Source organism: Bacillus sp. 123MFChir2 (assembly GCF_000383235.1).
Lineage (GTDB): Bacteria > Bacillota > Bacilli > Bacillales > Bacillaceae_G > Bacillus_A.
On record NZ_KB910939.1, the window covers coordinates 52256 to 75878 of the forward strand.

Sequence of the window (23623 nt, forward strand, 5' to 3'; positions counted from 1 at the left end):
ATTTTTCATTATCGGTTTTTTTGCAATAAAAAAACCTCTTCGATAAGAAGAAGCGGTATATATCTCTTCCTTCTTATCTGTCAGAACAAAACTGTTCTGCTGGAATTAGCACCTGCATTGCGGTTGCTGGGTTTCATCGGGCCAGTCCCTCCACCTCTCTAGATAAGAAAATATTCACTTTATCTCTTACTATAATGAGTGCAACCCAAAAAGTCAATTCTTATAAGAATAATCAGGATTTATTTTTTTGAATGGTATGATATTTTATATCGTTTTGCTCATACTACAAATGTATACGACCAAAGGAGGTGTGCACTCATGCAAAAAAATGCACGCGGTCACGTTCAAGATTCTTGCCTAGCTTTACAAGAAGCAAAAAACTGTTTGCAACATGCCTTACAAACAGTTGAGAAATCAGATAATCGTCAACGTGTTGAACAATCTTTACAAGCTGTTCAACATGCTTTGCAACAGTGTGATAGTACTGCGGAAGTTTTATCTCAAGAATAAAAAATGCCTAGCAATAAAAAGTAAGCACGTATGAATCATGCTTACTTTTTATTCTCTATCTCTTTCTCCCATTCACTTAAATAAGGTACATATCCAAGGTCGTTTGGTTCATCAAATAATAGAGAAATGAACTCCAGTATGTACTTATACCGATCAAAGTCATACCATAGTATGAAAGATTGTATTACTGAATAAAAAAGACACCCCCTACATGATGTAAGAAGTGTCTCAAAAGGCAAACGAATATGTAAGTCGCGACCCTACTGTATATATGTATGCCTTACAAGAAGAACTTATTCACTATTTTACGTAATGGTATTTTCATATTCTAAAATGCCATACTTCCGTGTGAAACGTGTCAATTTACTTTATCTCCTTATTTTTATATCATAGCTTATGATGAATTTCTCTTTCACTTACGACCACGCCGTCTTCGTCAACATAAGCATAATTCCCCGGAACCCAAGAAACTCCGCCAAAAGATATTGGAATATTCGCTTCTCCCTTCCCTTCTTTCACACTTCGCTTTGGCACCGTCGCAATTGCTAAAATGCCAAGTTCTATTTTTCGGAGCTCTGCGCAATCACGAACACATCCATATATAATAATGCCGGCTAAATTCCGTTCCCTTGCAATGTTTGCTAAATTATCACCAAGTAATGCGCAATTGGTTGAACCCTCTCCATCTACAACCAATACCGTTCCCTCTGGTACCATTTCTAACGCCCTTTTTACAAGTACATTATCATCTTTAACTTTCACTGTCGCGATTTTCCCATGAAACTGCTTTTTCTTTCCGTACGATTGAAATAATGGTTTACATACTTGCACTTCCATTTCATTGGCATCATAAAGATCCGTCGTTCTCCACATCATTTTCCCTCTTCTCTTTTCATAATTTATGTTACATATTCTTGTCCATTTCTATTTTCCCTGTCTTAATTTACGAAATTTTGTATACTAGTAAGAAGAAATCAAAAAGGAAGTGTAGAAAATGAGTAGTAAAACAAATGCTTGTCGTTTATTAGATAAGCACAAAATCGCATATATAGTTCATGAATATGAATGGGATGAGGAGAACTTAGATGCGAAACATGTCGCCGAGCAAGTTCATTTACAATTAGAACAAGTCTTTAAAACACTCGTTCTTCGCGGTGATAAAACCGGCATAATTATGGCCTGTATCCCTTCACATAAAGAACTCAATTTAAAAGCGCTAGCATCTGCAAGTAAAAACAAAAAAGTTGAAATGATTCCAATGAAAGAAATACTCGGATTAACAGGATACATACGCGGCGGTGTTTCACCGCTTGGCGGGAAGAAAAATTATCCACTCTTTATTGATGAATCTGCTGCAAATCTAGACCCAATTAGCATTAGTGCCGGAAAAAGAGGATTACAAATTTTCCTAAACGGCGCTGACCTAATCAAAGTTAGTAACGCAACACCTACCTCCATTACTTCATAACAAAACCTGTCTCAATAGATGAGACAGGTTTTGTTTATTTAATTTAAAGTTTAACGCCTCTTGTTTTATAGAATTATTTCGTAACTACTCAGCTATACCTTTTAAAAACTTAGAAAGGAGTATGATTCTAGTAAAGATATGTCTCTCTATTACTTATACATTCATTTTTCGGCACATAGACTGCTGTCATGCAAACAGGGCAGGAGCTGGCTACTTTTGTTTTCAAACTTTGCACGTGGCAGGAAAAGTCTCTGACCGCTCCTATGCATCACCAGCACCCCTCGCCCATTTCAAAAAAAGTTTGATAATTCGAATTTTAAGTAGTATACTACTTAAAAAGCTATAGGAGAGATTGCTTATGTTTAGAATAGATTATACTTTCCAACTTCATCATCATACATAAAGCCTTGTATCCGAAGAAATTTTTCTTCGTGGGTACAGGGTTATTCCTGTTTACCCACGAAGCGATTATAAAGCTATGTGGGTATTTTCATACCCACATAGCTTTTTTTATTTCAAAAAGGAGTGATAAACATGAACTTACAAAATGTAAAAGGAACAAAAGATTATTTACCAGAAGAGCAAATGCTGCGTAATACCATTAAACGGACTTGTGAAGAAACATTCGAAGCTTATGGCTGCAAACCGCTAGAAACACCTATTTTGAACATGTATGATTTAATGGCTTATAAATACGGTGGAGGTTCTGAAATTTTAAAGGAGATGTACACGCTTCAAGATCAAGGGAATCGCGAACTTGCACTGCGTTATGATTTAACCATTCCCTTTGCAAAGGTTGTTGCTATGAATCCAGAAATTCGCCTTCCTTTTAAACGTTATGAAATTGGGAAAGTATTTCGAAACGGCCCTATTAAACAAGGAAGATTTCGAGAGTTTGTACAGTGTGATGTAGATATTGTTGGGGTTGAATCCGTCTTAGCGGAAGCAGAATTAATGGTAATGGCTCTTGGCATTTTTAACAAATTGAACTTAGACGTAACCATTCAATATAACAACCGAAAACTATTAACAGGGTTGTTACAGGCGATTCAAATCCCCGAATCGCAAGTACAAGATATTATTTTATCTGTAGATAAGCTTGAGAAAATTGGTATTGACGGTGTAAGAAATGATTTAATAAATCGAGAGATACAAAGCGAAGCGATTGATGTGTTATGTAAGACATTAGAAACATGTATGTCTATGCCACTTTCTGAATTTGATAAAGTGTATCCTAACCTTCTTGTTAAAGAGGGAGTTGCTGAACTTCAAGAACTTCAGCAATACTTAGATGCACTAGGAATTCAATCTAATACATTGTTCTCCCCCTTTCTTGCACGAGGACTCACAATGTATACCGGAACAATTTATGAAGTTTTTTTAACTGACGGCAGTATTACGTCTAGCATTGGTAGTGGTGGACGCTATGATCACATTATTGGTGCATTTCGAAATGATAATAAATCTTATGCGACAGTTGGAATATCGTTTGGTTTAGACGTCATTTATACTGCGCTTATCCAAAAAGAACGTGTATCCTCTGCTGTCGATCTCTTTATCATTCCACTCGGAACACAGGCACAGTGTCTAAAAATTGCTCACACTTTGCGAACAAATGAAAATTTAAAGATAGAGCTGGAACTGGCAGATCGTAAACTAAAACGAGCCCTAAATTATGCAAACAAAGAAAACATTCCGTATGTACTTATCGTCGGTGAAGAAGAAATAAATAACGATGTAGCTGTTTTACGAAATATGAAGGAAGGCACGGAACAAACGATTCCTCTTGCTTCTATTGAAAATGGAACTTTCAAACAATATTTATATCGTTAATTGAATCCATCCCGCGCATACTTGATTCTTGATTGAAAAATTGTATTATGAATTATTTCCCCCAACTAATCAGAAAAGGAGAGACATACACATCTGCTACGTTTCTCCTTTTATTACATAGGCTATATATAAGATAAGATTTAATTTTGCATTCATTTTTTATTAAAGCTTATTCAATAATTGATTTAAATCTTGCTTTGTTTTCGTCGTTAACGTCTTTAGCTTCTTTACATCTTGTTTTTGTTTTCCCATTTCAACAATGAGTGGATATAAATTTTGCTCAATTGTTTTATAATCGGATGCATGCTGCGCTTCAATTTCTTTCTCAACTACATCCCATTTATCAACTAGTTGCTTGCCAAGTTTATTTACAGCTTCTTGTTTTGGATTTGCTTTCAATTGCTTGTCCACTTCTTCTATTAGCTGTACAACTTCTTTTACTCCACTCTTCACGCTAACATTTTGCTTGCCATTTGTTGATTTTGTTTCACTTGTTGCGTTTTTCTCACTTTTTGTTTGGTCTGCATTTGTTGATTTCGTTTCTGTTTTCCCATCTGCACTTGTTGTTTTTGAGTCTTTTTCCTCATTTTTACTCGTATTTGTTTGGTCTGCACTCGTTGTTTTCGCTTCCTCTTGAGTGTTTGTTTGTTCCTTTTTACTTGGATTTGCTTGATCCTTTTCTGTCGAGGTACCGCAAGCTGTAATGGAGAGCATTGCTCCAATTGCTAATGAAGCAATCGCTATTTTTTTCAATTTCATAATAAGCCTCCTAATATTACAATTTCACCTCCCAAATAGTTTTCTATATACTTCCAAAAATCCCTTTTTTATAATTATAAAAAATACAAATTTCTCAATAAAACCTTCTAGTCGAATAAATAACCTGGATTATCACCCAAGCTGCTCCCATGCCATATATGACTATTACAAAATCCCGCTCATATAATAAATCCTCTGTATATATGAATCCATTTTAATTTTTCGACATATAGATTACGGCTATGCAAAACAAAAGGAGCCTGCACTTGCTCTCGCCCACCGAAAAAGAATGGTTTTATGTCGGTTTTTAATTTGGATTTATATAATAACAGAGGATTTACGATTTATTTAATATTTGCGAGAATGCGTTCAGCCCCAAGTTGTAAACTACGAGACACAACTATATTTATAATAGTGAAAATAACTAGGATACTGAAAAACATCCCCCACATTCCTACTCCTAACGAGAAAAATAACGCACATACTCCACCAATAGTGAGACCAACTAATAATATATTTGCAAGAAAATTCCAAAGCGTAGTATAACGACCTTTAAACATTTTTTGTTCGGAATCCCAATGAATATCAGCGGTTTGCGCATCCCACCGTGTACCAATTAAATTGTTTAACCATAAACCATTTGCACAAAGCAAGAACCAAAGTAACATAAATACTGGTGACACACCGCCTACAATGATAAGCACAAGACCAAAGATAGCTAAAATAATGGTATTTATGAGCCAACCTGTAAATACTTTTGCAAAGAAAATACCTTCTTCCTTAACTGGCAAATAGCGATTGATAAACCAAGTACGACCTTCCCTTGAAAAAGATGTTGTTGCAATAACATTAGATCCCATTAAAAACATACCTGCACAAAAAGCAAGACCAAGCGCAAGACCTGCTGTTCCACTATCTTTTATATATTTGTTTAACCAGGATAAGTTACTATCTTGCATAAAAATAATAAAAAATAACATAATTGGCATCACGAAAGTTTGCACGATACAATTAATAAAAAACTGTGGTGTGCGAATCAAAATACGAAACTCTTTTTTCACATATGCTTTCCAATGTGAATTTTGTACAGTTGCTTTACTAAAATTCTCAGCAGATATCACTTCTTTTTTTGCGGTACTATTCGAAATTCCAATAACTCCTTTTAAATATGTACGTCCTGCAACATAGAAAAACAATCCAAAAAACGCAAATGAAATCAGAACGAAAAAGAGTAAATATAAAATCCCTAACCACGAAGTACTTTCTGTTAATGCCATTGCTCCAAAATATGTCGTCGGAAAATAGTTTGTCATTTCTACTAGAAATGAAGATTGATTATTTGCAAAATAGTCTACTGCCGTTTGTCCAGAACCAACACTTCTATTTTTCCATTGCATAAATAGATTAATACCGACAACTAATAATAAAGTAAATAACCCCATAAGCATATTACTTCGATCTTTATTTTTAGCGATATTAGTATAACGCATAATGACTGTCATAAGAAGTGAGGCAAGAACTAACGGAATGATTGGGAAAAATATGTAAACAATTAAAAAGTAAAGATAATATGTAATAAAAGCACCACTTTGTAGTCCATACACAATGAAAATAGGAAATAAAACAAACGAAGCCATCACATATTGTGTAATTAAAACGGTAATAAACTTAGCCGTAATAATGTGGGCTGGCTTAAGTGGTAGTGGTAATAACATTTCGACGTCATCGCTATAATAAAACACTGTTAATATTGTCGTAATACTAAACACAAACACCCATATACTTCCAACCGCTAATCCCATACCAAGTAGTAAGTTTTCCTGTCCAAATTGTTTAAATACGTTATACATACCGTTTGCTAGTGGACCTATAAATAAGAATCCAACACACAAAAGACCTAAAAATGAAAGCACATATACAACACGCTTCTTCTTATCAGTTAACATGTCAGCATAGTTCATTTTTAACAATATTTTTGTTAACATCCAAATTTTATTCATTTTCTGTCATCTCCAAGAACATTTTTTCAAGAGATTCATTAGATTTAAAATGCTCTCGTATTTCAGCTAAGTTTCCTTGAAATTGAAGTGTTCCTTTATTAATAATCGCAACTTGATCACATAATTTTTCAGCAACTTCTAACACATGTGTTGAAAAGAACACCGTTTTCCCTTTATCAGCATGTTCACGCATCATTTGTTTTAATATAAATGCCGATTTCGGGTCTAATCCAGTCATTGGCTCGTCTAAAATCCAGACATCTGGATCATGCAAAAGAACGCCAATAATAATAATTTTTTGACGCATTCCGTGTGAATAACTTTGAATTTGATCAGATAATGCTTCGTACAAACCAAAACGTTCTGCTAGTGTTCGAATCTTTTCTTGACGCACGTCCCTCGGAACATCATACATATCCGCCATAAAATTTAAATATTCAATCCCTTTTAAGCGTAAAAACATATCAGGACTGTCAGGAACATACCCAAATAACTTTTTCGCTTCAAGCGGCTCTGTCGCAATGTCTTTTCCATTTACAGAAATCGTCCCACTATCAAGAGAATGAATACCTGTTATCATCTTAATTGTCGTTGATTTCCCTGCACCATTTGGGCCTAAAAAACCAAATATCTCTCCGCTTGGCACTGTTAAATTTAAATCTTTTACTGCAAATTTGCTTCCATTATAGCTCTTTGATACATTAGCAATTTCAATCATCCATATCCAGCCCTTCTCTTTTTTTCCAATAATTATATTGTAATTATAACATAATACGTTTTCATTTTTACAATTTTCGAAAATTACTAACACCAAATCTTTTTATCTCACATGAAAGAAAATAAGACCCCCTGCCGGAAGTCCCACTTTCTTTCTTCTATCCTATGTCCCTTATCCATAAAAATATATATACGAAGCTACCCCAACTGTTAAAACAACCCCTAAAAGTAGATAAATAATTGAAAGTCTCGTAAGATTTCCTTTCGTTGAAGTTCCGTAATTTTCTTCCTCACTTTTCCCAACCATTATCGTCCCCGTAACTGTCACTGCTACTATGATTAATACCCCCAATATCCATGCTAGCATCTCTTCATTTCCTCCCCTCGTTACAAATTTTACGTCATTTGTTTTGTTAACAGTATTGATATATTTGTAATTATTTCAACAATTTTCAAATTAATTGTAAAATAAATAAAATAAAAAAGGTAGAGATTCTAAAAAGTAATCTTACAACCTTTTAAGATCTCTACCTTCTATTTTATTTTTCTTCTAACAACACATCACGTAAAGCGTGTAACTGTTCTTTCGTAATTCCAATTCCTTTTTCAGCATATTGTTCCACAGAACCATATACGTTATGAATTTCATCGAATGCTGCTTGCAAATATTCAACCCTCGCTTCAAACATTGCACTTAAAATTTTAATGCTTGTTTCATCCTTAAGCTGTGCTCCTAAAAAGGTCATCATTTTCTCATTCAACTGTTCACGAAATCCATTACTCAATAAATAATCCTGCATGACCGTCTCTTCTGAAACACCTAGTAAAAGTAATAATAAAGCAGATGCAAAGCCAGTTCGATCCTTTCCTGCTGTACAATGATTTAGAAGCGGTAAGTTGTTTGTGTCTTGTATAAGTTCAAAAAATGTCACAAATGCCTCATTACTAGTCACAAAATCTCGGTTCATCTTCACTAAATATTCTCCTGGCTTGCCAAGCATTGATAAGTCTCCTAGACTGAAAAATTCATTAATATTTAAGTCTTTTGCTAAATCTTGCATAACCGGCAAGGAAACTTGACGAACATCTTGCATTTCAGGGTTTGGTTTATGATTCACTTCGAAATCTGTGCGATAATCGCAGATAATTTTCAATCCTAAATTATGTATATAACGAATATCTTCTTCTGTTAGCCCTGCTAATTCTTCAGAACGGTACAAATTCCCCCATTTCACGACACGTCCATCTTTTGTTTCATACCCGCCTAAATCACGAAAGTTAAACGCACCTTGCAGTGGTAAGCGGCGCTCTGCTACTGTCATACGCTTTCCTTCGCTCGTGACCAATCGAAAATAACCACGCTTTGCTGGATTCGGATCTTCAATTGTAACTGATGAGGCATCTGTTACAACTGTTAATAACTCCCCATTCCCTTCAATATTCTCCGAAAATGTACTCCAATACACCTGCACTAGTTTTTCTACACTACCCCATTTTATAGATAAAGTTGTATCATTTTCTCTCTCTACTGTTACATCTAAATTTGTTTGTTTCATATTCGTTTCCATTTTTCCACCTGTCACTTTCACTATCGTTTCTAACGCCTATTGTATACCATATAATGTAATTCGTCTTGCATATTTCATGACATTCTGCAATCAATTTATTCATACAGATAAAACATTTTTTGTATATCTGTAAAAGATGTGCAAGGTATTCCTCGAAAGACATAGGCAATTTGTTCATTGCCCAAGTCTTGATATACAACTGTCCCCCTTTGTGGATGCACATAGTATTCACAGTTTCCAATCTTTTGCGGAGAACTATAATTTCTTATCCAAGAAGACACAGGGCGATAGCTATAATTGGTATGCCGACATGCCCATAATGTATACAACTGCTCTTTTATATCCCAATACACATATTGCGTTTCGTTATCACCACAACCAATAGACTCTAATTCCCATGAACAAGGAACTGAAAATGGTAATGATGAAAATTTCTTTTCTTCAGGAGAACACCATACGGAGCAACGACTAATTTCACCTCCACCCTTTTCAATATGAGCCTGAAAACTAAGTTGATGAAATGGTAATTTTATTTGTTGTTTTGCTTTCTCTAATTCAAGTGGCTGTAATCCATATAAAAATTCTTCCATCTCATGCTGCTGAATCACTCCATCATCAATAGAAATTTCAATTTGTGTTTTCCACTTAGAAGTAACGTAACTATCAAACCCTTTATAATTTATCCCGCGCCAATATGTAAGTTTATTATATTGAAAACATTCGCCCTGTGCATGATACAGACAACTATCTGGAAAAGTCGGTTCCATAATATCCTGAAAAAACTGTTTCACTCGAAATATTCCTGTAGGAGTAATCACCTGAAACCAAAGTGATTCCCACTTTTCATTCTCCTGTCGCTGCGATATGCGCTCTACATGCCAGTCTTGGAATAAAATTTCCGGATATAACGGAATCATTTTTTTAAATGCTTGTTTTATCATCCAATTCCCCTTTAATTGATTTCTTCCATACTTCGAGAGGGAACCTCATTTACCCTTTTCTAATCACTCTAGTGTATTTCTCTGTCTTCCCTAACTGGATACAGTGGTTGTTAGAAAACACTTGTTTCATGGCATCGTTCATTTCATCAGTACTCCCTACATAATATGAAGCACCAATTTCTTTTAAAATATATAATGCTTTTTCATGAAGCATTGTCCCGTATCGTTTCCCACGCATATTCGGAACAATACCAAGATAAAACAACCTTCCTTCTTCTACCGTACCTGGCTCTATATGTGGCAAAACAACACCTACTGGCTCTTCTCCGTGAAGTGCGACTAAACAGTGTTCATTCCATCTGCCGCCAATTTCTGTTTGAAAAGCATATAATAATTGATCTATAGATAACATTTCTTTTGCATCTAAAGAATCCTGCATAGACTCTAGCCAAATTGTTTTAAATGTATCTTCGCCTACTTCATCTATTGTTTTCAGTGTAAACGGAACTTCCACATCTGAAACATTAGATAAATCCTTCAGTACCATCACACAACTTTTTTGATGTTGAAATTGTAAACGCTGAAACACCTTTTCATAATGTGTAAAATTTGGACTTTTTGATGAAATAACGAAATGTAAATGTAAAGCTCCTTTATCCGTCGCTTTTTCCATCCAATATTGCACAATTTCTGTAACTTGTTCCTTTGTGTAGGAAACGGTATTGTTTTCTTCAATTGTAATATAGTGCGGTTCTCCCACTAATACTTTAAAATCACGTTCCATATTAACAAATTGATTCATTCTTTAACCTCTTTCTGTATATTTTTTAAATAACATGTTTTCGATTGCATAAGCAGGAGTTTTTATGAAGTATGTAGAATACTAGAAATTTGATGTTTTTATCAAGAAAGGATACTTTACCTTTCATTAGAATTTTTTAATCATATCAATAAAGCTAAAATGAGGGGGAGCATCATTGAATACCATTATGCTGCAGCAATTGTTAGAAACGATTCAAAAAAACGGATATTTATTACCCCAAAATATCGATTTAAATCAATTAAGCATACATATGCTAGAGCATATTGGAACGTTAGACAGCTATTTACGTGATCAATTGATTTACTCTACCTTTTCTTACCTCATTTCACGTAATTATTTTCATGGAGATCAATTAGAAAAATTACTTATCCTAACTTTAGAAGAACAATACTTATATTGCGGCATCACTTCTAATGATAATGATAGCGTGTTTACGCGTTCTTTCACAACATTATTAATTGCATTAATATTATGCGCGGATAATAAAACAAATTTTTTAACACAAGAAACGATTATTATCGTCAAAGAAAAATTAGTAGATTATATGAACCAAGAAATTGATTTAAGAGGATATGTACACCCTCATGGCTGGGCGCATAGTGTTGCTCATGCAGCAGATACTTTCGATGCCCTTATTCATAATCCAAAACTGCCGCAGCAATATTACGAAGAACTAACTCATTGTCTTTTAAATAAAATATTCGTTTATTCTATTGTGTATCATTTTGATGAAGATGAGCGTATTATTACCCCTCTTCTTTCTATGATATCAAAAGGCTTCTCACAAAAGCAGTTTTTTGAGATTATCCGTATCAAGTTAAACTTGCTCCCGCAATACAAAGCAAGACTCCCAGTCAATGATTTTTGTAATCTATGTACAAATATAAAAACTTTCCTACGCAGTTTATATTTTAGAACTGTACCTAACATTCAATTTAGTAATATAACATCTCAAGCAGAACTGATGTTAAAAGAGTTGCCTACATTCTATTAATATATAGTAGAAAAAAGCAGATCATTCTGCTCCAACTCCATACGAAAGCATACTTACAACCTGCACGTATGTAATAAAAATAAAGGATAGGTGTCTATATGGGATATATCGAAGAAATGCGTAATTTAGTTGGAAATCGTCCACTCATTCTAGTAGGTTCGCATGTAATTATATTAAACAAAAATAACGAAGTACTTCTTCAACTTCGCAGTGATTACAATTGCTGGGGAATAATCGGCGGTGCGCTTGAATGCGGTGAAACGTTAGAAGAGGCTGCTAAGCGAGAAGTCTATGAAGAAACAGGGTTAATCGTGAAACACTTAGAACCATTTCAAACCTTTTCTGGGAAAGAGTTTTTTAATATTTACCCAAACGGAGATCAAGTACACGGTGTTCTCGTTACATATATTTGTCATGATTTTGAAGGAACATTACGGATCGATCATGCTGAATCAAAAGATTTGCGATTCTTTCCCTTACACGATCTCCCTACGAATATTGGATCAGTGCATAAAATAGTTTTAGATACATTTTTAAAAAGGAATCTTGATTAAAGGAACCAAATCAATTGGTTCCTTTTCACATTAACACCCAATCCGTTTTTTTATTTCTGCTAAATTCACCTTAGCAATTTCCCTTGCCTGCTCTGCTCCTTTTTCTATTGCTTCTAGAAGTAAATGCGGCTCATCCATATACATTTTATATTTCCTTCTTGGCTCTTCAAGCTCACGATTGATAACGCGGAATAGCTCTTTTTTCACATCTCCCCAGCCGATACCTGTTGCGTATTTTCCTTTCATGATTTCGACTTCCCCAGCTGTCGCAAATTCTTTATACAACATAAATAATGTTTCAAGTTCCTTCGGTTCACTTGGTAAGGAAGAATCTGTTTTGATTTTAAAAATCAGTTTTTTCAGCCTTTCTGGTTCTTCAAATAACGGAATGACATTTCCATAGCTTTTACTCATTTTTCGCCCATCAAGACCTGGTACAATTGCTCCTTCTTCTTGAATAATATACTCGGGCAATACAAAGATGTCTCCAAATGTATTGTTAAAATAAGAGGCAATATCTCTCGCAATTTCTACATGCTGAATTTGATCTTTTCCAACTGGCACATAGTTTGATTGAAATAATAAAATATCAGCAGCCATTAAAATAGGATACGTATATAATCCCATGTTTACACCAGTATCTACATCTACTCCTGCTTCTATATTTTGATCGACCTTCGCTTTATATGCATGAGCTCGGTTCATTAAACCTTTTGGAGTAAGGCAAGCTAAAATCCAGTATAACTCTAAGATCTCTGGTACATCTGATTGCCGATAAAAGATTACATGCTCATCTAAACCTAATGATAACCACGTTGCCGCTACTTCTTTCGTATATTCACGAAATTTCATTGGATCATGCACCGCATTCAATGCATGATAATCGGCAATAAAATATAACGCCTCTCCTTCTCTTTGTTTAGAAAGTTGCAATGCTGGTTTAATTGCCCCAATATAGTTTCCAAGATGCGGATATCCAGTTGGCTTAATTCCTGTTAACATAACTTTTTTATTCACAACTACTCCTCCTTTTACAAATAAAAAAGTCCCTCAATCCTAAAAAGGACGAGGGACTCCCGCGGTACCACCTTTATTAGCTACAATTGTGTAGCTCTCTTTATGATTCGAATAACGTCGAAACAACCGTCAAAGCCTACTCAATTCGGCTTGCAGCTCCAGAGCCCATTCCATATTTTCCCCTTACTGATTTTCACCAACCATCAGTTCTCTGCGAAGTTCCAAATATGTACTCTTCTCTTTCATTGCTTTTTCTTTTATTTTTTCCTTATTATACCACGCTGTTTTTTTAGATAAAAGGAAACTTTCTGTCTTATCAGGCAGGAATTTTCCTTTTTTTATCTAATTACATATAAGTTTACGGAAAAGATTCATTCAACTACGGAGGATTTATTATGGTAAAATATATTTCAATTCTAGGATCAACTGGTTCGATTGGGACATCAGCTCTAGACGTAGTCGCTGCTCACCCAGAACATTTTCAAATTATTGGTTTAACTGCAAATAAAAATATTGATATGCTAGAACAACAAATCCAAACATTTCAGCCACGAATTGTAAGCGTGGGTACGAAAGAATTAGCAGATACACTACGCTCACGTATTTCTACTAGAGCAAAGATTGTATACGGAGAAGACGGCTTAATTGAAGTTGCTACGCACCCTGATAGTAATCTTGTGTTAACTTCCGTTGTTGGTGTAGCAGGACTGCTTCCAACAATCGAGGCCTTAAAGGCAAAAAAAGACATTGCTATCGCTAATAAAGAGACATTAGTAGCAGCAGGTCATATTGTTACAGAATTAGCAAAGAAAAATCATTGTCGCCTTATTCCAGTAGATAGTGAGCATTCTGCTATTTTCCAGTGCTTAAATGGTGAAAATAATAAAGAAATTGACAAGTTAATTGTAACTGCCTCTGGGGGTGCATTTAGAGATAAAGCCCGTGAAGAAATGAAATTTCTCAAAGCGAAAGATGCACTAAAACATCCAAACTGGCTAATGGGAGCAAAATTAACAATTGATTCTGCAACATTACTAAACAAAGGATTTGAAGTAATGGAAGCACATTGGTTATTTGACGTTCCCTATGAAAAAATTGATGTTATGATTCATAAAGAAAGCATCATTCACTCTCTTGTCGAGTTTGTAGACGGCTCAATTATGGCGCAGCTCGGAGCGCCTGATATGCGTATTCCAATTCAATATGCATTCCACTATCCATCGCGTTTAGCATCTTCTTTTAAAAAGTTAAATTTATTAGAAGTTGGGAGCTTACATTTTGAAAGACCTGATTTAGAGAAATTCCCATGCCTTTATTATGCTTATGAATCTGGGAAAATTGGCGGAACTACTCCGGCTGTATTAAATGCTGCGAATGAAATTGCAAATGCTTTATATTTACAAGACAAGATTTCATTTTTTGACATTGAAAAAACAATCTATTCCGCATTAGAAGCTCATCAAAATATCGCAAATCCTTTATTAGAAGAGGTATTAGCTGCCGACCAATGGGCACGGCAATTTGCAAATCAATTACTTGTGAAAATGTAAAAATAATGATACGAAAGAGTGAGAATCTTATATTCTCACTCTTTTCATAAAAGGAGGACTTCATTTGATTCGTAAATTATCTCCTTCTTCTATTGAAGAAGCTGCAAAAATTTTAGAAGTTCAAATTCCTGCATATAAAATAGAAGCGCAGTACCTTGAAAACAATTCCATTCCGCGATTATATGATACAGTTTTTGATATTCAAAATTGCAATGAAATCTTTTATGGATACTTCATTGATGATACTTTAGCTGGGTTTATTTCGTTTCTATATGAGGATGATGTCGTTGATATACATCGCCTCGTTGTTTCTCCTACCTATTTTCATAGAGGAGTTGCAACCGCTCTACTGCAACACCTCTTTCAACTACATGAAGAAACAACAAACTATATTGTACAAACCGGTAAGAAAAATACGCCAGCGCTTTCTTTATATAAGAAACATAATTTTATAGAAACAAAAGAAATTACATTATCAGACGGTCTCGTTCTTGTACAGCTAAAAAAGCTAAAATAAATTGATTACTTTGGATAAATATGTTAATTTATTTCATATACAACCTTTTGCTGAATCCAAATTTTGGAGCGGGGAAACCATTTCTGTGGCATATGCCACTTGGGGCGAGTCTTTTTTAGTAGGGATACTCTCACATTCCGAGTCCGACAGCTAACCTCGTAAGCGCATTGAGAGAGGAAGGTGTTTTTTACTTATGCTACATAGCATTCCTCCTTAACTCTAACAGTATGTTTCTTATTTTACTTAAATATTGTTAGATAAAAGGAGATGATTTTCATGTTACGTACATCCGACCATGAAAAGAAAACAATGGAGCAACGAGTAAAATTAGAACAACAACGTCCATATTATACAATAAAAACAGCAAGTTGCATTCAACATAAATATGTTATGCAGCATATTGTACAAGATAAAAAGTAAGAAAATAGCGGAAGCATTGCATAACTGCAAAGCTTCCGCTATTTTATATAACTTGAACTCGCTTTTCTCTTCGCACGGTGCCTTTTTACTTTTGCGATTGTACCGCAAGCTCGTCCCCCTTCTCCTTCAGCATACATACCGCACCAACGTTTACTACCGTTACGAGATTGATCGTAAAACACCCATTTACAATCTGGACAAGCTTTTAATCTTCCCCACTGTTTGTTTGTAATCGCCGAGATAATAATCCTCAATAAGAATGTATATAAATTTTCCTCACCAATTGCTTGATATGTAATGACGACCGCTTCATCCATCGTCATTACTTGCAATGGATATTTTTCAAACAACGGTTTTAACGGCTTCTGGTGTTCCACTGCCTCACGAATTGTATCACGGAAATTTATTACTTCTTTCATTGGACCAAAAGGTAGCTTTTCATTCCACTGCTCCATCATAAACTGATGTATATCTTCTTCCGATTCTAAAAGATCAACTGGTTCTCTCGTTTCATTTGGAATTCTCCATGTATTTAAAAAGGCTCTTATACTTTCTAACATCTCTGGCGCAATTTGGTTGTTACTCAAAATCACCACCAACTTTCCATAGTTTACTTTATTTCATATTTTCAGTATAATCATAACATAAAAACGTTAACCATTTAAACAAATAGATGGTTAACAAGGAGGGTAACAACTTTGAGGTCTTTTTCATTACCTATTCGTTTTGTATTATTTTCGTCTTTTTTTATGACACTTGGTCATTTTGCTGTGATGGCATTTCTAGCTATCTATTTATCTAATTCTTTACATTTTTCTGCTATGCAAGTTGGTACCATATTAACAGCCCTTACAATTACCTCTCGTATATTTCCGTTATGTACTGGTATACTTGCCGATCGGATTGGCTATATTACGATGATGATAATTGGAATGATTTTACGAGGTATTGGTTTTCTTTCATTAGGAATATTTTCAGGATTTCATGCCATTATGCTTGCAACAATATTCATTGGATTTGGGACAGCATTTTATGAACCTTCTGCACGCGCTATCTTTGGCTCTCAACCAGCCCATATAAGAAAAGATACCTTTACATACCTAAACCTCTTTCTAAACGGCGGAGCAATTATTGGGCCGATCGCAGGGAGTATATTACTTCAATGGAATCCTATGTATCCATTTATATTTACAGGATCACTCATGTTGGTTTTAGCATCCCTATTTTTTCTTCTTAGATCTCACTTTCATGTTACTGTATACGAAACGCAACTTTTAACAGGAATAAAAGCAGCTGGACAAAACAAACCTTTTCTCTCTTTTTCACTTATCATGGTGTTTTTTTATACGATGTTTACACAGCTTACGGTTGCATTACCACTTCATATGAATAACATAAGCCACGATCAAAATTTAGTAGGACTTGTCATTACAGTAAACGCGATTACAGGTTTTTTATTTATGATTGTATTTAAATACCTCTTCAAAAAATATCATGCGCTGTCTCTTGTTAAGTATGGGGTATTACTAATGGGGCTATCTTTTCTACTCATACCACTTTCTTTTCATCCAAATTGGCTACTAGTCTGTGTCATTTTATTTACGATCGGAGAAACACTCGTATTACCTAATGCCGATATTGCTGTTGCAAACTTTAGCAACGAACAATACACAGCAACCTACTTTGGTTTCTTCCAACTATCACTTGCCCTTGGCTTTACGATTGGAAACTATACGGGAACTTTCTTTACGAAGTATTGGCAAAATATGAGTTTTCCTTGGATCCTTTTTGGTCTTTTAGGCGTTGTTGGATTTTCATTTCTTCATTTTTTAAATCGAACTGTTAAATCGAATGAAAATCTATTTCATATAAAACAGAGTATGTAACATTCTTACATACTCTGTTTTCACTTTCTCAACTTGCTGATTCCATAAGCTTAAATTGCTCTACTATCTCCAGACATCTCCTTGGTTTGGTAAGCTTACGTATAAAATCAATGTCTTCAGCCTCTAATGCTCCCCATATAACCCCCTTAAAACTGACCGGGAGTAACTCTAATATGTCTTCCCTACTTAATCCCAATGACTCCAAAAAATTTTGAAGATAGGATAATGATAGGTATGTTCACATGGTACTCTCATATTCATCTTCAAAAGGTATATAAGTGTAATTCCCAAAATGACAAAAACAGTAAAATCACCATACATAACACATAAGTAAATAACACCCTGTCCAAGATAGACAAATGTCATTATCCCTTTTTACAAGTAATATTTGGGTTCATTTTTCCCTCTTGTAGTTCGCCGGCAATTTCCCTAAAACCATTATTCCATATTTAGACTTATTGCTATAATCAACACTTGAATTAAAAATCATAATGGATTTACTGATTCCCTCCTTAGCTTTAAATAAGACAAGCAACATACTGTTTCCCTAAAATTTTCTTTTACTTTAAATATATATATAAATACCTGTAGTAAATTAAGAGGTATATTTCATTCAACAAAGTAATGGATTTAATTTACAATTTAAAATCTCAGTAAAAATAAAAGTTATTTCTTTTTCCAAAAAAACAATAGAATTTTCATGAAAATAACTTTCTCAATGACTAAATATTCCAAAGTTTGGTACAATTACATGAACATATATTAGGAGGGGTTATACATGGAGGTTACAAAAGTTACGTTAGAACAAATTACATCTCTACTAAATAAATGGTATGATTCACTTCGTAGTCAAGATACTGTTCTTGCACTTGAAATTAGAAATGATATAAAGGAGAAAATTGACAGGATTGAAGAAAATCAAAACATTTTACTATACTATTCTTTATTAGAATTTAGATATCAATTACTTATAAATGATTATAAAGAATCACAAACTTTACTAGAAAAAATTAATAGCTTTGAAAAACCAACTGATGATTTTATCACGTATTACTATTATTTTTTTAAAGCAATACATGCTACTGAGGTTGGTAATTTTAAAGAAGCTAACGAGTACTTTAGCAATGCTAAAGAATTATTAAAGAATATACCTGACGAAGCTGAGAAAGCTGAATTTTTCTACAAATCTGCAGCATTCTACTATCAAATTCGTCAACCGCTTGTGGCTATCAATTATGCAACAAAAGCCAAAAAATATTATCAAAACTTATTAGGATATGAGATTAATATTGCTGGTTGTACAAATATTTTAGGACTTACATGTACTTCTTTAAGTCAATATGAAGCAGCTGAAGAATATTTCATAAATGCTTTAGATATTGTTAATAAAAAGAATAATACACTACTTGCTCAAAAAATCAGACATAATTTAGGTTTCTTATATGCCGAGCAAAACCTATCTGAAGCTGCTATTAGAAATTTATCTACTTCCATTGAAGATCCTGAAACTGACTATAAATGTACCTTCCTATTAGCAAGAGAGCATTTTAAATTAGGTCATACTGAAGAAACAAATAAATTTATTGAAAAAGGATTAGAAATTTGTAATCGTTTACAAACCATTGAATATAAACACCACTTTTCCATCCTTCATGCATTAAATACAGAAGTACCAATTAATACATTTGAAACAATAATTAAAGAAGGAATTCAATACTTTGAGGAAGAAGATTTATTAGGGTTCGTACATGACTATTCTAAACAATTGGCTTTAAAATTTTATGCTTCTAATCAATCGGATAAAGCTGGTCAATATTTTTATAAGTCACACGAAGCCGAACAAAAAATACAAGATAAGGAGGCTTTAAAATAATGAGAAAAATAGCTAAATTTTTTGGAATTACATTCGGACTAACTTTACTACTAACAGGGCTTATTGGGTATAATCCTTCAAACGCATTACAGGCAGAACATGGTAAAACATTCTTGGAACAATCAGATTCGCTAAATTCTGTTCAAGAAGAACATGGAAAAACGTTTTAATTTTACAATAAAAAATACATTATTCAGAGCTAATTAAAATAGTGTTTACTTTGAATATACAACAAAATATTTATCGGTATACTAAAGACAAAAAGAAGATAATTCCTTGCGAGGTTATCTTCTTTTTTAAAGTCCATATCAGTACTCTCACTATTGTTCCTTCAGAATGAAGTGTAACACTATTTTTCAGGTCATAATGTTCTTTATTAACAACATCATCTATTTCAATAGGAGCCTCTTTAATATTAATTAAATAAATCTGACCACTGTGTTCCAAGGCTAAAATATTGTTCAATCTTCCAATTCTCCCATTCTTTATATAATTTCTCATATACACTCTTTAAAGTTTAATGTATTTCATCCGCATTACTCACTGTCGCATAATTCCCTTTTCCTGCTTCTGCAGTATTCTTTAATTGCTGTTGTTCATTATTTCACACCGAAACCAGAAGACCTCCACCTTGACAGGGTGGAGGTCGCTGGTTCGAACCCAGTCGGGGTCATAAACGCTTGCTATTACTGGATTTGTTAAGAATTCAGACGGTAATAAAATATAGTGGTTGCTGGCAGACACGCTATGCAATCGAAGAACCACTTTCTTCTAGTCTATAAACTGGAAAGGAAGTGGTTTTTTTGTTGCTTAAATTTGCTATTCAAGATTTCAAAGATGATAGAGAATTTAAAAATTTATCCTCGCGAACAATCGGTTCTTACCTCCTTACTCTTAATGAGTTTCAAGGATTTTGTTCTGAACGTGAACTTATTGACGTCAACGATATTAAACCTAATGTAATCAAAAGCAACGTAAGAACAACCCTACTACAAGAAATACCAAACTCCATACGTTAAAGATTTTCTTTAATTACCTTCAATATCAAGAAATCATTGAAGAAAAGAAAAATCCTACTCGAAAGTTTGCGTATGCAAAAGAAGAAATCAAAATCGAAGTTTTCAACGATTAACCTATTAAACAAATGCTGGGTTATTACAGACGATTAAAACAACGAGATAAACAATATTACGCATACAGGGATTACGCTATTATGCTTGTTCTTCTTGGTACAGGTTGCAGATTAGGAGAGTTATGTAACTTACAATGGCGAGAAGTTGATCTTGTCCAGGGAACAATCACTGTATTCGGAAAGAAACGTCAACAAAGTAGCATTCCTTTAACAGAGAAACTTATAAAGGAACTATGCGAATACAAGGTATTCTGTGAACGAGAGTTTGATACTTTATCAAATCACGTTTTTGTAAACAGAGAAAACAGACCTTTAACACCTAATGCAGTGAAGTGTATCTTGAAGCGGTTAAAGATGGTGATGGATTTTAAAGATGTTCGTTTATCTGCACATACTTTTAGGCATACATTTGCACATCGCATGTTAGCGAATGGTTGTGATGTCAAAAAATGCTGCGACATAGTAATTTACGAATGACTGAACGTTATCTAGCTATATGGGGAACTGCATTACCTGAACAAAACGATAAATACAACCCATTAAACACAATAGATATTTAAACAAAAGAAAAAGCCACCTACTCCACAATAGGTGACCAAAAATCAAAGGACAATTGAATATAGGAACATTCCGTACATTCAACACCTTCATTATAAATTTTTAAAGTCCTTTTTTATTTGATAATTGGTACTCCTTATATGTAACAGAATGAAGTTCTCCGAAGTTATATACATCCTCATATTAAGGAACTGAATAAATACCCTCTTCATATTTTACAAACGGGCGATTAAATTAAACAAGAAATACAAAAAATGATCAAACTTTATTCCAAACCAACAACATGAATTTTATAAATGAAAAGACGAAGCTGCTCAGCTTCGCCTTCTTTAAAATAGCCAAAATCATTCTGTCCATAATCTTTCTATATCAATTAATTCCTCACTATTAAATTTCATCCTGTATACATCTGGTTTTGAGGTCTTCATTAAAAATTCATATCCATATTGACTATCAAAATATTCCATCATTAACGTCATAACAAGTCCATGAGTACCAATTACAACTTTATGCCCTTGAAAATTCTTTAATATCTCTTTCAATACTGCCACAGCACGGTTCTGACAATCTGTTTTTGATTCCCCGCCTTTTAACGCAAAACCCGGACTCGAAAACATCTTCTCTACAAGAGGATACAATTCCTTATCTGGCATTATCGTGTCTTCACTTGTAAACACACATTCTTTAAGGTTTTCGTCTACTAATATTTCTTTCTCATAAAAATGAGCTAACTCCTCAATTGTCAACATAGCTCGGCTATATGGACTGGAAATGAATGTGTTCACCCCTTCATCTTTCAATAATTCTGTTACTCTATACGCATCAAGCTTCCCCTTCTCAGTCAATCCACGCGTTCGTTCGTCACCTTCTGTTTTAGGTGATTCACCATGTCTAACCATGTAAATATATGTATACATAATTCCCTCCTGAAATTACTGTGATTTTCTATTCATCAATATCACTAGAAGCTCTCTTTTTTGCCTTTATAATTAAAAAACTTGGTTGTTTTAATAACTTCTCATAAGATGATGGGTGATTTTTTAAAAATTTTTCTGTTGGGATTGGTTCAATCATTTTTTCAATTCCAAAATAATGAACTGTATCATTTATAATGTCTTGTAGCGGCCGGCGATAAAAATACATATCAATATACTTATTACTTTTCTTCCATCTATCATGAAGAAGCTCACGCATAAAGTATTGTTTATTCTCCGATAAATGAATATCCATTGTTGGATGATGAACGGAGAATAAAAATGTCCCATTTGGCTTTAGAATTCTTGCAAATTCAGCAAATGTGCGTTTCCAATCTGCAATATAGTGAAGAGCTAACGAACTAACAATACAATCATAAGTACTATCCGCAAAAGGTAATGTGTTTTCAAAGTCCAGTTGAAACACATCTGCTTTCTCACCTATTCTTCTTTTTGTAGCCGCAACCATCTCACTGCTAACATCAATTGCAGTTACATTTGCTCCTCTATTTAGAAAATGTTCTGTATACCACCCTGCCGCGCACCCAGCATCGAGTACTTTCATTCCTTTCATACTACTAGGCAACTGGTTCATCATAGCTGGACGTTCATAATCTGTATTATACGGGCCCTCATGATCAACACTGTATTCATAATAACTAGCTAATATATCGTATGCATCAATAATTTGCTGTTTATTCATACTCTATCTTCCTTTCATTTTTGAAGACATAACTTTCTAACAGATTTCATATCATTACAACCATTAACCTAAAATACTTTATTCTTTAAAAAAGCCACTAAATAATCCTCAAATATGCAGAAGAAACGCTATTCTTTCATAGTACTTTCGATTCTCTTCCGTTTAAAAAGGTGAAAAAGCAATCTAATTAGCAACAAAGTCCAAACTAAAATATATATATGCCCAACAAGTGTAAAAAACGTCCAGGTTTCACCTTGAGAGAAAGACAACTTAAAATGATCCCATTCATTTCCCTCTCTTGCAATACTGTTCAAGGCTGAGAACACTGGAACAAACAAAATACAACCAATATTGATGATACTGCCCATCATACCGATGCGTTGTTTCTTATTCTGGGAGAGATAAACACAAGAAAGGCTGAATGCGATTAATAAAAAAACATAATAGATCTCCCAAAACCAACCAGGTAAAGAAGAAAATATTACATGAATCCACCTCTCGTTTAAAAAGACACAATTTTCATTTTAACACATTTCCGAATAATTAAATATATTTAAATGTAAAATACTGGTTTTCACTTTCGCGTGAATACAAAAAGAAGCAGCAACTATACAGTTGCTCAGGCTGTGGAGAAAGCCTTCTCCACAGCCTGTTTTTGTGTCTGAACATCTTTTCATCTGTCAACACTGATAAAAAAGATGCAAAGGAGCGATGCCCCATGATGGGAGCGCTGAAAAATCATCGTGATGAGCGCGTAACAATTTCTGTAGAAGAGTTAGTTCCGCAAGACCATTTCCTTCGTGCCATTGAGGCAACAATCGATTTT

24 protein-coding genes, 1 pseudogene, 2 riboswitches and 1 other annotated feature are annotated in these 23623 nt (G+C 34.2%); of the genes and pseudogenes, 12 read left to right on the plus strand and 13 right to left on the minus strand.

Annotated elements, in window-relative coordinates; all coding sequences use genetic code 11:
* Positions 1 to 70 precede the first annotated feature (70 nt).
* Positions 71 to 169, minus strand: a riboswitch (SAM riboswitch).
* Between the two features lie 149 nt (positions 170 to 318).
* The gene (locus H280_RS0110700) at positions 319 to 510 is read left to right on the plus strand and encodes a hypothetical protein (protein WP_020061119.1); all 192 of its coding nucleotides are present in this window, start codon (positions 319 to 321) and stop codon (positions 508 to 510) included.
* A 387-nt stretch (positions 511 to 897) separates the two neighbouring features.
* Here H280_RS0110700 and rraA read toward each other — a convergent pair whose 3' ends face one another.
* A complete protein-coding gene (gene rraA, locus H280_RS0110705) occupies positions 898 to 1383 on the minus strand; it encodes a ribonuclease E activity regulator RraA (RefSeq protein ID WP_020061120.1) in 486 nt (161 codons plus the stop codon).
* Positions 1384 to 1504: 121 nt separating this feature from the next.
* Between rraA and ybaK the strand changes: the two genes are divergently transcribed.
* Complete coding sequence (gene ybaK / locus H280_RS0110710; RefSeq protein WP_020061121.1) at positions 1505 to 1978, plus strand: Cys-tRNA(Pro) deacylase; 474 nt, start codon at positions 1505 to 1507, stop codon at positions 1976 to 1978.
* A gap of 534 nt (positions 1979 to 2512) precedes the next feature.
* Positions 2513 to 3811 carry a histidine--tRNA ligase gene (locus tag H280_RS0110715; protein ID WP_020061122.1) on the plus strand — a complete coding sequence of 433 codons (1299 nt, stop codon included), beginning with the start codon at positions 2513 to 2515 and terminating at the stop codon, positions 3809 to 3811.
* Positions 3812 to 3973: 162 nt separating this feature from the next.
* Here H280_RS0110715 and H280_RS0110720 read toward each other — a convergent pair whose 3' ends face one another.
* From H280_RS0110720 to H280_RS0110750, 7 genes are all read right to left on the minus strand, one after another.
* Positions 3974 to 4570 (minus strand): hypothetical protein, encoded by a 597-nt coding sequence (locus H280_RS0110720; RefSeq protein ID WP_020061123.1) that lies wholly within the window; start codon positions 4568 to 4570, stop codon positions 3974 to 3976.
* A gap of 344 nt (positions 4571 to 4914) precedes the next feature.
* Entirely contained in the window at positions 4915 to 6570 is a 1656-nt protein-coding gene (locus H280_RS0110725; protein WP_020061124.1) for a putative ABC transporter permease subunit, read from the minus strand.
* Entirely contained in the window at positions 6563 to 7288 is a 726-nt protein-coding gene (locus H280_RS0110730; protein ID WP_028411193.1) for an ABC transporter ATP-binding protein, read from the minus strand. Before H280_RS0110730 ends, H280_RS0110725 begins: the two co-directional genes overlap by 8 nt.
* A 171-nt stretch (positions 7289 to 7459) precedes the next feature.
* Entirely contained in the window at positions 7460 to 7654 is a 195-nt protein-coding gene (locus H280_RS0110735; protein WP_020061126.1) for a hypothetical protein, read from the minus strand.
* A 172-nt stretch (positions 7655 to 7826) separates the two neighbouring features.
* Positions 7827 to 8843 carry a tyrosine-protein phosphatase gene (locus tag H280_RS0110740; protein ID WP_028411194.1) on the minus strand — a complete coding sequence of 339 codons (1017 nt, stop codon included), beginning with the start codon at positions 8841 to 8843 and terminating at the stop codon, positions 7827 to 7829.
* A 107-nt stretch (positions 8844 to 8950) separates the two neighbouring features.
* Positions 8951 to 9796, minus strand: coding sequence for a hypothetical protein (locus H280_RS0110745; RefSeq protein ID WP_020061128.1), 846 nt, complete (start codon positions 9794 to 9796; stop codon positions 8951 to 8953).
* 49 nt (positions 9797 to 9845) lie between these two features.
* Positions 9846 to 10598 (minus strand): GNAT family N-acetyltransferase, encoded by a 753-nt coding sequence (locus H280_RS0110750; protein ID WP_020061129.1) that lies wholly within the window; start codon positions 10596 to 10598, stop codon positions 9846 to 9848.
* A 175-nt stretch (positions 10599 to 10773) separates the two neighbouring features.
* Between H280_RS0110750 and H280_RS0110755 the strand changes: the two genes are divergently transcribed.
* Positions 10774 to 11613: a DUF2785 domain-containing protein gene (locus H280_RS0110755; RefSeq protein ID WP_020061130.1), complete on the plus strand. Its 840-nt coding sequence runs from the start codon at positions 10774 to 10776 to the stop codon at positions 11611 to 11613.
* Positions 11614 to 11711: 98 nt separating this feature from the next.
* Positions 11712 to 12167, plus strand: a complete 456-nt coding sequence (locus H280_RS0110760) for an NUDIX hydrolase (protein WP_020061131.1) — start codon at positions 11712 to 11714, stop codon at positions 12165 to 12167.
* A gap of 30 nt (positions 12168 to 12197) precedes the next feature.
* Here H280_RS0110760 and H280_RS0110765 read toward each other — a convergent pair whose 3' ends face one another.
* Positions 12198 to 13184, minus strand: coding sequence for a tryptophan--tRNA ligase (locus H280_RS0110765; RefSeq protein WP_020061132.1), 987 nt, complete (start codon positions 13182 to 13184; stop codon positions 12198 to 12200).
* Positions 13185 to 13225: 41 nt separating this feature from the next.
* Positions 13226 to 13439, minus strand: a binding site (T-box leader).
* 140 nt (positions 13440 to 13579) lie between these two features.
* Here H280_RS0110765 and H280_RS0110770 point away from each other — a divergent pair.
* The 3 genes from H280_RS0110770 to H280_RS26100 all read left to right on the plus strand — a co-directional run bounded on the left by H280_RS0110770 (position 13580) and on the right by H280_RS26100 (position 15671).
* Positions 13580 to 14734 carry a 1-deoxy-D-xylulose-5-phosphate reductoisomerase gene (locus H280_RS0110770; protein ID WP_020061133.1) on the plus strand — a complete coding sequence of 385 codons (1155 nt, stop codon included), beginning with the start codon at positions 13580 to 13582 and terminating at the stop codon, positions 14732 to 14734.
* A gap of 64 nt (positions 14735 to 14798) precedes the next feature.
* A complete protein-coding gene (locus H280_RS0110775) occupies positions 14799 to 15251 on the plus strand; it encodes a GNAT family N-acetyltransferase (RefSeq protein ID WP_020061134.1) in 453 nt (150 codons plus the stop codon).
* Between the two features lie 38 nt (positions 15252 to 15289).
* Positions 15290 to 15432, plus strand: a riboswitch (cyclic di-AMP (ydaO/yuaA leader).
* A gap of 95 nt (positions 15433 to 15527) precedes the next feature.
* Positions 15528 to 15671 carry a hypothetical protein gene (locus tag H280_RS26100; protein ID WP_020061135.1) on the plus strand — a complete coding sequence of 48 codons (144 nt, stop codon included), beginning with the start codon at positions 15528 to 15530 and terminating at the stop codon, positions 15669 to 15671.
* Positions 15672 to 15709: 38 nt separating this feature from the next.
* Here the strand turns inward: H280_RS26100 and H280_RS0110785 are convergent, their stop codons facing one another.
* Complete coding sequence (locus tag H280_RS0110785; protein WP_034303725.1) at positions 15710 to 16231, minus strand: CGNR zinc finger domain-containing protein; 522 nt, start codon at positions 16229 to 16231, stop codon at positions 15710 to 15712.
* Positions 16232 to 16369: 138 nt separating this feature from the next.
* Here H280_RS0110785 and H280_RS0110790 point away from each other — a divergent pair, with 138 nt between their 5' ends.
* The 3 genes from H280_RS0110790 to H280_RS26105 all read left to right on the plus strand — a co-directional run bounded on the left by H280_RS0110790 (position 16370) and on the right by H280_RS26105 (position 19600).
* On the plus strand, positions 16370 to 17557 hold the full coding sequence (locus tag H280_RS0110790) for an MDR family MFS transporter (protein WP_020061137.1): 1188 nt from the start codon (positions 16370 to 16372) through the stop codon (positions 17555 to 17557).
* A 778-nt stretch (positions 17558 to 18335) separates the two neighbouring features.
* Positions 18336 to 19430 (plus strand): response regulator aspartate phosphatase, encoded by a 1095-nt coding sequence (locus H280_RS0110800; RefSeq protein WP_020061140.1) that lies wholly within the window; start codon positions 18336 to 18338, stop codon positions 19428 to 19430.
* Positions 19430 to 19600, plus strand: a complete 171-nt coding sequence (locus H280_RS26105; RefSeq protein WP_020061141.1) for a hypothetical protein — start codon at positions 19430 to 19432, stop codon at positions 19598 to 19600. The genes H280_RS0110800 and H280_RS26105 overlap by 1 nt, the downstream gene beginning before the upstream one ends.
* Positions 19601 to 19670: 70 nt before the next feature.
* On the opposite strand, the gene H280_RS26455 is transcribed toward H280_RS26105, so the two are convergent.
* Positions 19671 to 19895, minus strand: coding sequence for a hypothetical protein (locus tag H280_RS26455; RefSeq protein WP_020061142.1), 225 nt, complete (start codon positions 19893 to 19895; stop codon positions 19671 to 19673).
* A 338-nt stretch (positions 19896 to 20233) separates the two neighbouring features.
* Here H280_RS26455 and H280_RS23475 point away from each other — a divergent pair.
* Positions 20234 to 21122 (plus strand): annotated as a pseudogene (locus H280_RS23475) (tyrosine-type recombinase/integrase).
* A 342-nt stretch (positions 21123 to 21464) separates the two neighbouring features.
* Here H280_RS23475 and H280_RS0110820 read toward each other — a convergent pair.
* Both H280_RS0110820 and H280_RS0110825 read right to left on the minus strand, forming a co-directional pair.
* Entirely contained in the window at positions 21465 to 22037 is a 573-nt protein-coding gene (locus tag H280_RS0110820) for a histidine phosphatase family protein (RefSeq protein WP_020061143.1), read from the minus strand.
* A 28-nt stretch (positions 22038 to 22065) separates the two neighbouring features.
* The gene (locus H280_RS0110825) at positions 22066 to 22797 is read right to left on the minus strand and encodes a class I SAM-dependent methyltransferase (protein ID WP_020061144.1); all 732 of its coding nucleotides are present in this window, start codon (positions 22795 to 22797) and stop codon (positions 22066 to 22068) included.
* Positions 22798 to 23623: the final 826 nt, after the last annotated feature.

Bases quoted from the DNA above. Each gene is read 5' to 3' on its own strand.
- H280_RS0110700 (WP_020061119.1), top strand. From the start codon at position 319: ATGCAAAAAAATGCACGCGGTCACGTTCAAGATTCTTGCCTAGCTTTA.
- rraA (WP_020061120.1), bottom strand. From the start codon at position 1,383: ATGTGGAGAACGACGGATCTTTATGATGCCAATGAAATGGAAGTGCAA.
- ybaK (WP_020061121.1), top strand. From the start codon at position 1,505: ATGAGTAGTAAAACAAATGCTTGTCGTTTATTAGATAAGCACAAAATC.
- H280_RS0110715 (WP_020061122.1), top strand. From the start codon at position 2,513: ATGAACTTACAAAATGTAAAAGGAACAAAAGATTATTTACCAGAAGAG.
- H280_RS0110720 (WP_020061123.1), bottom strand. From the start codon at position 4,570: ATGAAATTGAAAAAAATAGCGATTGCTTCATTAGCAATTGGAGCAATG.
- H280_RS0110725 (WP_020061124.1), bottom strand. From the start codon at position 6,570: ATGAATAAAATTTGGATGTTAACAAAAATATTGTTAAAAATGAACTAT.
- H280_RS0110730 (WP_028411193.1), bottom strand. From the start codon at position 7,288: ATGATTGAAATTGCTAATGTATCAAAGAGCTATAATGGAAGCAAATTT.
- H280_RS0110735 (WP_020061126.1), bottom strand. From the start codon at position 7,654: ATGCTAGCATGGATATTGGGGGTATTAATCATAGTAGCAGTGACAGTT.
- H280_RS0110740 (WP_028411194.1), bottom strand. From the start codon at position 8,843: ATGAAACAAACAAATTTAGATGTAACAGTAGAGAGAGAAAATGATACA.
- H280_RS0110745 (WP_020061128.1), bottom strand. From the start codon at position 9,796: ATGATAAAACAAGCATTTAAAAAAATGATTCCGTTATATCCGGAAATT.
- H280_RS0110750 (WP_020061129.1), bottom strand. From the start codon at position 10,598: ATGAATCAATTTGTTAATATGGAACGTGATTTTAAAGTATTAGTGGGA.
- H280_RS0110760 (WP_020061131.1), top strand. From the start codon at position 11,712: ATGGGATATATCGAAGAAATGCGTAATTTAGTTGGAAATCGTCCACTC.
- H280_RS0110770 (WP_020061133.1), top strand. From the start codon at position 13,580: ATGGTAAAATATATTTCAATTCTAGGATCAACTGGTTCGATTGGGACA.
- H280_RS26100 (WP_020061135.1), top strand. From the start codon at position 15,528: ATGTTACGTACATCCGACCATGAAAAGAAAACAATGGAGCAACGAGTA.
- H280_RS0110785 (WP_034303725.1), bottom strand. From the start codon at position 16,231: ATGTTAGAAAGTATAAGAGCCTTTTTAAATACATGGAGAATTCCAAAT.
- H280_RS0110800 (WP_020061140.1), top strand. From the start codon at position 18,336: ATGGAGGTTACAAAAGTTACGTTAGAACAAATTACATCTCTACTAAAT.
- H280_RS26105 (WP_020061141.1), top strand. From the start codon at position 19,430: ATGAGAAAAATAGCTAAATTTTTTGGAATTACATTCGGACTAACTTTA.
- H280_RS0110820 (WP_020061143.1), bottom strand. From the start codon at position 22,037: ATGTATACATATATTTACATGGTTAGACATGGTGAATCACCTAAAACA.
- H280_RS0110825 (WP_020061144.1), bottom strand. From the start codon at position 22,797: ATGAATAAACAGCAAATTATTGATGCATACGATATATTAGCTAGTTAT.